Origin of the sequence: Nocardia alni, assembly GCF_019038435.1 — a bacterium.
Classification (GTDB): domain Bacteria; phylum Actinomycetota; class Actinomycetes; order Mycobacteriales; family Mycobacteriaceae; genus Nocardia; species Nocardia alni.
This window is the reverse complement of the sequence record NZ_JAGPOX010000127.1, coordinates 19,119-28,335: the sequence shown is the minus strand read 5'-3', so window position 1 is coordinate 28,335 and position 9,217 is coordinate 19,119. Positions and strand designations below refer to the sequence as shown.

General features: G+C 68.7%; 6 protein-coding genes and 1 pseudogene. 4 read left to right on the top strand and 3 right to left on the bottom strand.

The genetic code is table 11. The annotated features are described in order from the left end of the window. The 3 genes from JZ791_RS34450 to JZ791_RS34440 all read right to left on the bottom strand — a co-directional run. Positions 1-1,244 (bottom strand): protein kinase domain-containing protein (locus JZ791_RS34450; RefSeq protein ID WP_308163253.1); only part of this gene is annotated, 1,244 nt, incomplete at its 3' end. A 75-nt stretch (positions 1,245-1,319) separates the two neighbouring features. Next, a complete protein-coding gene (locus tag JZ791_RS34445) occupies positions 1,320-1,973 on the bottom strand; it encodes a response regulator transcription factor (RefSeq protein WP_216900477.1) in 654 nt (217 codons plus the stop codon). Positions 1,974-2,005: 32 nt separating this feature from the next. Then, on the bottom strand, positions 2,006-3,394 hold the full coding sequence (locus JZ791_RS34440; protein ID WP_216900475.1) for a sensor histidine kinase: 1,389 nt from the start codon (positions 3,392-3,394) through the stop codon (positions 2,006-2,008). 182 nt (positions 3,395-3,576) lie between these two features. Between JZ791_RS34440 and JZ791_RS34435 the strand changes: the two genes are divergently transcribed. From JZ791_RS34435 to gatB, 4 genes and pseudogenes are all read left to right on the top strand, one after another. Beyond that, entirely contained in the window at positions 3,577-3,897 is a 321-nt protein-coding gene (locus JZ791_RS34435) for a hypothetical protein (protein ID WP_216900473.1), read from the top strand. 97 nt (positions 3,898-3,994) lie between these two features. After that, positions 3,995-4,666 (top strand): annotated as a pseudogene (locus JZ791_RS34430) (ABC transporter ATP-binding protein); the annotation flags it as partial. A gap of 338 nt (positions 4,667-5,004) precedes the next feature. Beyond that, on the top strand, positions 5,005-7,509 hold the full coding sequence (locus JZ791_RS34425) for an FtsX-like permease family protein (protein ID WP_216900471.1): 2,505 nt from the start codon (positions 5,005-5,007) through the stop codon (positions 7,507-7,509). 107 nt (positions 7,510-7,616) lie between these two features. Further along, positions 7,617-9,131, top strand: coding sequence for an Asp-tRNA(Asn)/Glu-tRNA(Gln) amidotransferase subunit GatB (gatB, locus tag JZ791_RS34420; protein WP_216900468.1), 1,515 nt, complete (start codon positions 7,617-7,619; stop codon positions 9,129-9,131). Positions 9,132-9,217: the final 86 nt, after the last annotated feature.

Sequence of the window (9,217 nt, the reverse complement as noted above, 5' to 3'; positions counted from 1 at the left end):
GGCTCGACCGGGGTGCTGATCTCGGCGGGGGTGGGGTCGTCCGCGCCCACGGGGATCGGGCCGCGTGGGACGAGGGTCGTCGGTGAATCTCTGGTGGGCGGCGTGCGCATGATGGTGGTCGGCGATCCGGCGGCCGGGGGTAGTTCCTGTTCCAGAGGTTGGTCGTCGGCCGGTTCGTAGGGCGACTCCGGTGAGTCGCCACGCGGCTGGAACTGCGCGGCGATGGTTGGCCCCTTGGAACCGAATGGCTGGAAGGTGGTCGCTTCCGCCACCGGGCGCGGTGCACCCGGCCCGGCCGCCAGGCGCGAGGGAGACCCGGCGGATTCCGTCGAGGTGTCCTCCCAACCCTGCTCCGGCCCCTCATCGAACGATGTGCCGGAACGGGTTTCGGCCGCGGCCGCCCCCTCCCCGGACAACCCCACCGCGACCCGCGCCGCGCCCGCGAACTCCACGGCGCTGGCGAACCGGTCGGCGGGGCTCTTCGACATCGCGTGCGCGATCACCGCATCCAGCGCCTCGGGCACGTCCGAGCGGAGCTGGCTGGGCCGCGGCGGCGTCTCGGACAAGTGCGACCGGATCAGGTTGCTGATGTTCTGCACCGGGAAAGGCGTTGTACCGGTCAGGCATTCGTACAGCACGCAGGCCAGCGAATAGGTGTCGGCGCGGCTGGTGATCGGGCCGGAGTCGAACCGCTCGGGGGCCATATAGGTGTACGACCCGGCCGTGATCCCCACCATGGTGGTGGAGCTGTCACCCTCGCTGCGGGCGATGCCGAAATCGGTGAGGAAGGTGAAATCGGTCGGGGTGACCAGGATGTTGGCCGGCTTGACGTCGCGATGCACGAGCCCGGCGCGATGCGCGGCATCCAGCGCCGCGGCCACCTGATCGATGATGTGCACCGCGCGGCTCGGCTCGATCGGACCCTGCCGCCGCAGCATCGCCCGCAAATTGTCGCCGCGGATCAGCCGCATGTCCAGGTACAGCATGCCGTCGATCTCGCCCGCCCGGTTGATCTGGACGATATGCGGATCGTCGATGCGCGTCGCGGCGTGGGATTCGCGGCGGAATCGCTCCCGATACGTCGGATCCTGCGCCAGCTCCTCGGGCAGCAACTTCACCGCGACGACGCGATCGTTGTGCGTGTCGTACGCCTCGTACACCTCGCCCATGCCGCCACGGCCGATCAGTGAGCGCAGCTCATACGGGCCGAATCTGCCTCCGGCCCGCGATCGCGATGCGTTCACCGGTGAAACCTCCACACTTGCCAGGCAGGGTGCGCGACACCCGTGCCCGGCTGTATCGCCGGGGGCGGCTCCCCGTTACTTTTCCGATTCTCCGGGTGTGACTACGCCGTGGTCAAACGCGAACACGATCGCCGCGGCCCGGTCCCGTAACCCGAGCTTTCCGAAAATATGCCCGACGTGGCTCTTTACCGTTACTTCCGAGATACCCAGCTCGGTGGCGATCTCGGTGTTGACCCGCCCGCGCCCGATCAGTTGCAGCACTTCGTACTCGCGCGCGGTCAGCTCGTCCAGACGGCCGGTGACCGTGGTCGGGGCGGGCCGGACCGTGCGATAGGCCGACAGGACGCGGCCGGTCACCGACGGATCGAGCCAGGAGCCGCCGCCCGCGACCGTGCGCACCGCGCGGATCAGATCCTCGGCGGGGGAGTCCTTGAGGATGAATCCCGCCGCCCCGGCCCGTAGTGCGCCCGAGAGCAGCTGGTCGTCGTCGAATGTGGTCAGTACCAGCACCGGCGGCGCGTCGGCGCGGGCGCGCACCGTGCGGGTGGCATCGATGCCGCCGATCCGCTTCATCCGCAGGTCCATCAGCACCACGTCGACCGGTTGCGCGGCCAGCGCGGCGGGGACCTCGTCGCCGTCGGCGCATTCGGTGACCAGGAAGCCGTCACGGCGGCGCAGGATGCGGCGCAGCCCGCCGCGCACCAGTTCCTGATCGTCGACGACGAGCACCCCGACGGTGTCGTTCTCGACGGTGAGCGAGGTCACATGCCCTCCTGGAGCTTGCGGATGACAGCGGCGTTCTTACGGGTGACGGCGGCGATCGCCTCGTGCACCATGCGCAGCGGACTGTCCGGTGTGGCGACGGTCCCGCACGGCAACGTGGCCGCACCGTCGGCGACCGGGAAGCTCGCTCGCACCTCCCACCCGTCGGCGCCGGGTCCGGCGGTCAGGGCGCCGCCGATGAGGGTCGCGCGCTGGCGCATTCCGGCCAGGCCCATGCCCCGGCCGCGGCGGACCGAGGCGGGGGCGGTGAGCGTATTGGTGACCACGGCAGTCACCTGTGCGCCGGTGACCTCAATGCGCAATGCGGCGGTCGCGTCGGGTGCGTGTTTGGCGATGTTGGCCAGCGATTCCTGACTGATCCGGAACAGCGCCAGCCCCGTCGTCGGGGAGACGGTCCTGGAGTCGCCGATCACCGTGTACTCGACGTTCAGCCCGGCTCGCACGAAATCCTCGACTAAGGCCGCGATGTCGTCGAGCGTCGGGGAGGGGGTGAGGCTGGAGGGGCGCTGATCCAGCAGGCCGACCGTATGACGGATATCGGCCATGGCCTGACGGCCCAGCCGCTCGGCGTCGGTGAGGGCGTCGACCGCCTCGTCCACGTCGCCGTCGGTGTGCAGGGCGTGCCGGGCCGCGGTGAGATGCAGCAGCGTGATGCTGAGCGAATGCGCGATCACGTCGTGCACCTCACGGGCGATGCGGCGGCGCTCCTCGTCGGCGGCCTGGGCGGCGCGGATCTCCTGGTTCTCGCGCTCCTGATACAGGTACATCCGCTGGTACTGCATCATGATGCCGACCAGCGTGCCCAGGATGACGGCGATGACGTAGGCGGGCAGCGAGTCGATTCCCGGCCCCACGAGGTGGAACAGCACCAGCTCGATCAGGGCCGCCGCGGTGAACGGCACGCTCACGCGCTTGGGGGCGATGGCGGCGACCTGGCCCGCGACGACCACCACGACGAACGGCGACGCGTCCAGCCGGGTCGGTTGCAGCAGGAACATCCCCTGGGCGATCAGCCCGACGGCGCACAGCGGCACCGGGCGGGGCGGGACGCCCACGACGGTCAGGACCGGGAACGCGAAGGTGACCAGCAGCAGCGCCAGGATCGGCAGGGTGGTCGGAAAGTAACCGTGTCGTTGGATCACCGCGGTCACCGCCGCGATCGACAGCGCCAAGTCGGCGACCAGAATCACCGACGGTGGATAGTCGAACGGCAGTTCGGCCATATGCCGGTCGAAGGTCCCGCGCGGGTCGTGCCAGAAGTCGACGAGTCGCTGCTTGGCGTATTGCCAGCCGGTCAGCACTCGCCAGGCCACCATCGCCACCAGTATCGCGGCGGCCGCGAGCACGATGATCCGGAGCGCCTCCATGGGACAAGGCTAGTCATCGGGCCTGGCCTGGACATCGTCCCGCGAGCGCATCCACCCTCCTACCCGGGTAGGAGATCAACTCACGTCCCCGGCACGACGATTTCACCCCACCGCGTCCGTAGCGTCGATCGCACAGCGCCGGGCGGACCGAGACCCGGCGACCCAGGAAGGGGTGGATTGCGATGACGTGGGCAGATCAGCACGCACGTACCGAGATCCTGCACGAGGTGCTCGACCGGGCGGCCGCCGATCCGGCGAATCCGGGCCTGTTCCAGGAACTTCCGGACAGCGAGCGGCTGTTCGGCGGACCCGGCGGGGTGCTCGCCGCGCTGCGGTACCGATGGGACAACCATCTGAACGCGAAGCTGGACCTGGCAATACAGTGCGGACAGTCGGCTGCCGAGGCATATCTGGAACTGGCCGCCGAACAGCCCGTACTTCGAGCCGTGCTCGACGCGCAGGGCGTGCGTCCCCGGCACGCGCCCGAGGTGCTCGTGTGCTGATGGCCTCTGGCGCCGCGCGACCCGGTGCGCTGAGATACAGCCAAACGTGCGTTCGCACGCTTACGCACTCCCCGATCCGAACGGGACAAGGAATCACATGCTGGAATTGACCGATGTAGTCAAGGAATACCGGGTGGGACAGCAGTGTGTGCGTGCGCTGGACGGCATCAGCCTGAGCATCGCCGCAGGCGAGTTCACCTCGATCATCGGCCCGTCCGGATCCGGGAAGTCGACCCTGCTGCACCTGCTCGGCGCGCTCGATTCACCCGATTCGGGCTCTATCACCTTCCAGGGCGCCGAGATCGGTGGCCTGAGCGATGACCGGCAGTCCGAATTCCGGCTGCACCGTGTCGGTTTCGTTTTCCAGTTCTTCAACCTGCTGCCCACGCTGACCGCCTGGGAGAACGTGGCGATCCCGAAACTTCTGAACGGCAGCGGATTACGCAAGGCCAAGCCGCGAGCGCTGGAACTGCTGGAGCTCGTCGGGCTGGGCGACCGCGCCGAGCATCGCCCGGCCGAACTGTCCGGCGGCCAGATGCAGCGGGTCGCGGTGGCGCGGGCGCTGATCATGGATCCGCCGCTGATCCTGGCCGACGAGCCCACCGGAAACCTGGATTCCAAGACCGGCGCGGCGATCCTGGAACTGCTGGGTTCGATTACCCGAAAGGGGAACTCGGTGGTGATGGTCACCCACGACATGGGTGCGGCACATTACTGCGATCGTGTGATCACGTTGCGGGACGGGCGAATCGGATCGATCGTCGCGGGTGAGCATGCGGGCGGCCGTGCTGCGGCCGACGGGCTCGACTCGGGCGAGAGGCATGTCATCACCGATGTGCGTGGGGCGACCGATAGACAAGCGGTGGCAGGTAAGGGCGGCACGGCAGACGGCAGGGGCTCGGCCGATCGGCTCGGCAAGCCGGACAAGCGTGGCTCGGCTGAGAGATCCGCCAGGACCGATGTGCACGGGGCGACCGACGGGCGAGCGGTGGCGGGTGGGCATCGCACGGCAGACGATAACGGCTCGGCGGTTGGGCTCGGCACGGCGGACAGCCGTAGGCCTGAGCAGCCGGTGGCCGTGAACGGCCACGAAGCGGTAACGCGCGGATGAGCGAATATTCGCCGATCGCCGCGTGGGATCGATTGCGGCTGTTCAATATCGGGGAACTGCTCGCCCATCGCGGCCGCACCGTGATGTCGATGGTGGTCATGGCAGTGTCGGCCGGACTGCTGGTTTCGGTGCTGAGTATCTCCGGGTCGGTGACCGGTTCGGTGGACTCGCTGAGCAAGTCACTGGGTGGTAAAGCGGCGCTGGAGATCTCGGGCATCACCGACGGCGGCTTCGATCAGCGACTGCTGCCGCGGATTCGGGCAGTGCCCGGTGTGTCGGCGGCGGTCCCGATGCTGCGCACCGAGGTCGGCGCCGGATCCGATCGCACGCTGCTGATCGGCGCGGACGCCAGCATCTCGGCGCTGGGCAGCGCCCTGGACGGGCCGATGCGCGACCAGGCGGTCAAGCTTGTGATGACGCCCAACGGCGTTCTGGTCGGCGCCGCGTCGGGGCATCGGGCGGGCGAGACGTTCACCCTCGGTGCGGCCACGGTGACGGTCGCCGGCGTGCTGGACGACGCGACCTCGAATCGGCTCAACGGCGGCCATATCGCGGTCGCGGCCCTGCCGGTCGCCCAGCAGATCGCGGGCCGGGCAGGGCGACTGGACTCGATCGAGATCGTTCCCGGCCCGAATGTCGATGTGGATCACCTGCGTTCGGCGCTCACGGCGGTGGCCGACGGTCACGCGGTGGTCGCCGACCCCGGACTGCGCGCCGCCCAGGCCGCCGGCGCCATCGCGCTGGTGCGTTACTCGACCACGATGGCCTCGGCCGCGGCGCTCATCGTCTCGGCTTTCCTGATCTACAACGCGATGAGTATGGCCGTGGCGCAACGGCGTCCGGTGCTGTCGCTGCTACGGGCCATCGGCGGCCGCCGCACACCGATGGTGCGCGATCTGCTCGCCGAGGCCGTGCTGCTCGGGCTGATCGGCGGCGCGATCGGCGCGGTGGCGGGGATGTTCGCCGGACGGGTCGCGATCCAGCAGGTGCCCTCGGCGATGATGGCCTCGGTCCAGACGCGGATCGAGTACATGGTTCCGGGATACGCGGTTCCGGCCGCGATCGCCGCCTGCGTCCTGGCCAGTGTGATCGCCGCGGCGATCGCGGCACGGCAGATCTACAAGGTGGAGCCGATCGAGGCGCTGGTCCCGGTGGGTGTGTCCAAATCGGATACGGCCGGACCGCTGTTGCGATGGGCCGCAGTGGTTCTGGGTGCTGCCTTGATCGCCGTGACGGTCTTCGTCGCGCGGGCCGACATCGGACGGTACGCCCTCGTCTCGATCTCCACGGCCATCGCCGCCTCGGTCGTGCTGTGCTTCGCCGCGACCGTGCCGATCGTGCGGGTGGCCGCCGCGATCGCCCGAATCTTCGGTGCGCCGGGAGCATTGGGCGCGACCACCCTCGAACGAGCGCCCCGGCGGGTGTGGGCGACGGTGATGACGGTGATGATGGGCGTATCGGCGGTGGTCTCGATGGGCGGTGCGTCGAGCAACCTGATCGATTCGGCGACAGCCACTTTCGCCGACATCGGTCGCGGGGACGCCTTCGTCAGCCCGACCTCGATGGCGCAGTTCCCGACCGGGCCGGTGCTGCCCGCCGCTCTGAAGGCGAAGATCCGGGCGATCCCGGGGGTGGCCGATGTCGGCTCGGCGCAGATGGCCTTCGCCACCCTGGGACGCGGACAGGTCATGTTGCAGGCGTACGAGCGCGGGGTTCCGGCCGGACCGATCGATGCGCTGAAACCCGGTGTGCTGGAGCGGATGGCGACCGGGGAGGGGATTGTCGTCTCGGGTGACGTGGCGCGGTCACTGGGTGTGCACGAGGGGGCGATCCTGGACCTGCCCACACCGACCGGAACGCACAGAGTTCGTGTGCTCCAGGTGATTCCGTACTTCTCGGCGATCGTCGGCATCGTGCTGCTTGACCTGGATGTGCTGCGGCAGTGGTACGAGCGGCCCGGTGAGACCATCCTGAGCGTCAGGTTCGCGCCCGGAGTGGACTCTTCGGCCGAACTCGGCGCGATTCGCCGGGCCGTCCCCCCGGAGCTGACCGTCGATACGGGAAAGAACGCGCTGTCCGCGATTTCCGGCGGCGTGCGTCAAGGGACCTCGCTATCCGATTCGATCCTGTGGATCGTGGTGCTGGTGTCGACCATCGCCCTGCTGAACACGCTGATGCTCTCGGTCCTCGAACGCCGCCGTGAGCTGGGTGTGCTGCGCGCGATGGGCACCAGTCGCCGCTTCCTGCTGCGCACGGTGCTCACCGAGGCGGCCGGAATCGGACTTACCGGTGCAGTGATGGGGCTGGCAGTCGGGGCGGCTGTCCAGTATCTTGCGGACATCGCGTTCGGGCACGCCATGACGATTCCCGTGACGTACACCCCGAGCCCGATGCTCCTCGTCTATGCCACGGCCGCATTGATTCTCGCGCTGGCGGGTTCGCTCCCGCCCGCGGTGCGCGCGGCCCGTATGCCGATCGTCGAGGCCATCGCGGCCGACTGATCGGCACCTTGGAGGGGAGCCCTCACCCGAGCTCGGGGCGGGTGAGGGCTTTCATCCGCCCCGCCCAGGCTGCGAGGTTGTCGGAGGCTTTACATAGACTTGTCGGCATGACTGCACCCACGGTGGATTTGATGGACTATGCCGATGTCATCGACCGGTTCGAGCCGGTGCTGGGCATGGAGGTGCACGTCGAGCTGGGCACCGCGACCAAGATGTTCTGCGGCTGCCCGACAGCGTTCGGCGCCGAGCCGAATACCCAGGTGTGCCCGGTCTGCCTGGGGCTGCCGGGCTCGCTGCCGGTGGTGAACGAGAAGGCCGTGGAGTCGGCCATTCGCATCGGGCTGGCGTTGAACTGCACGATCACCCCGTGGGGCCGGTTCGCGCGCAAGAACTACTTCTATCCGGACCAGCCGAAGAACTACCAGATCAGCCAGTACGACGAGCCGATCGCCACCAACGGCCACCTCGAGGTGCACCTGGACGACGGCTCCACCTTCCGGGTCGAGATCGAGCGCGCCCACATGGAAGAAGACACGGGTAAGTCCCTGCACGTGGGCGGTGCCACCGGGCGTATCCACGGCGCGAGCCACTCACTGCTGGACTACAACCGGGCCGGTGTGCCGCTGATCGAGATCGTCACCAAGCCGGTCACCGGCGCGGGCGAGCGCGCGCCCGAGGTGGCCCGCGCCTATGTCACCGCGCTGCGTGAGGTGCTCAAATCCCTCGGCGTATCGGACGTCAAGATGGAGCAGGGCTCGCTGCGCTGCGATGCCAACGTCTCGCTGATGCCCAAGGGCGCCACCGAATTCGGCACCCGCACCGAGACCAAGAACGTGAACTCGCTCAAGAGCGTCGAGGTCGCGGTGCGCTTCGAGATGCGCCGCCAGGCGGCGATCCTCGCCGATGGCGGCACCATCCTCATGGAGACCCGCCACTTCCACGAGACCGACGGCACCACCTCGCCCGGCCGCATCAAGGAATCCGCCGAGGATTACCGCTACTTCCCCGAGCCGGATCTGGAACCCGTCGCCCCCGACGCCGCCTGGGTCGATCAGCTGCGCGGCACGATCCCCGAATACCCGTGGCTGCGCCGCGCCCGCATCCAGGCCGACTGGGACCTGTCCGACGAGGTGTTCCGGGATCTGGTCAACGCGGGCGCGCTGGATCCGATCATCGCCACCGTCGACGCGGGCGTGACCCCGGACGCCGCCCGCTCGTGGTGGGTCGCCTACCTGACCGAGAAGGCCAAGGAGCACGAGGTACCGCTCGACGAACTGCCCATCACCCCCCAGCAGGTCGCCGAGGTGATCGCGCTGGTCGACGCCAAGACCATCAACAACAAGGTCGCCAAGCAGGTGGTCGACTTCGTCCTCGCCGGCGAGGGCGCCCCGGGCGCGATCGTCGAGGCCAAGGGCCTGGGCATGGTATCCGACGATTCCGCCCTGCAAACCGAGGTCGACAAGGCATTGGCGGCCAACCCGGACATCGCGGAGAAGATCCGCTCCGGCAAGGTTCAGGCGGCGGGCAAGGTCGTCGGCGATGTGATGAAGGCCACTCGCGGCCAGGCCGACGCGGCGCGCGTACGTGAGCTGGTGCTCGCGGCCTGCGGCGTCGACGGCTGAGGATGATCGCCTCCCGGCAGTAGGCAGTAGGCAGTAGGCAGTAGGCAGTAGGCAGTAGGCAGTAGGCAGTAGGCAGTAGGCAGTAG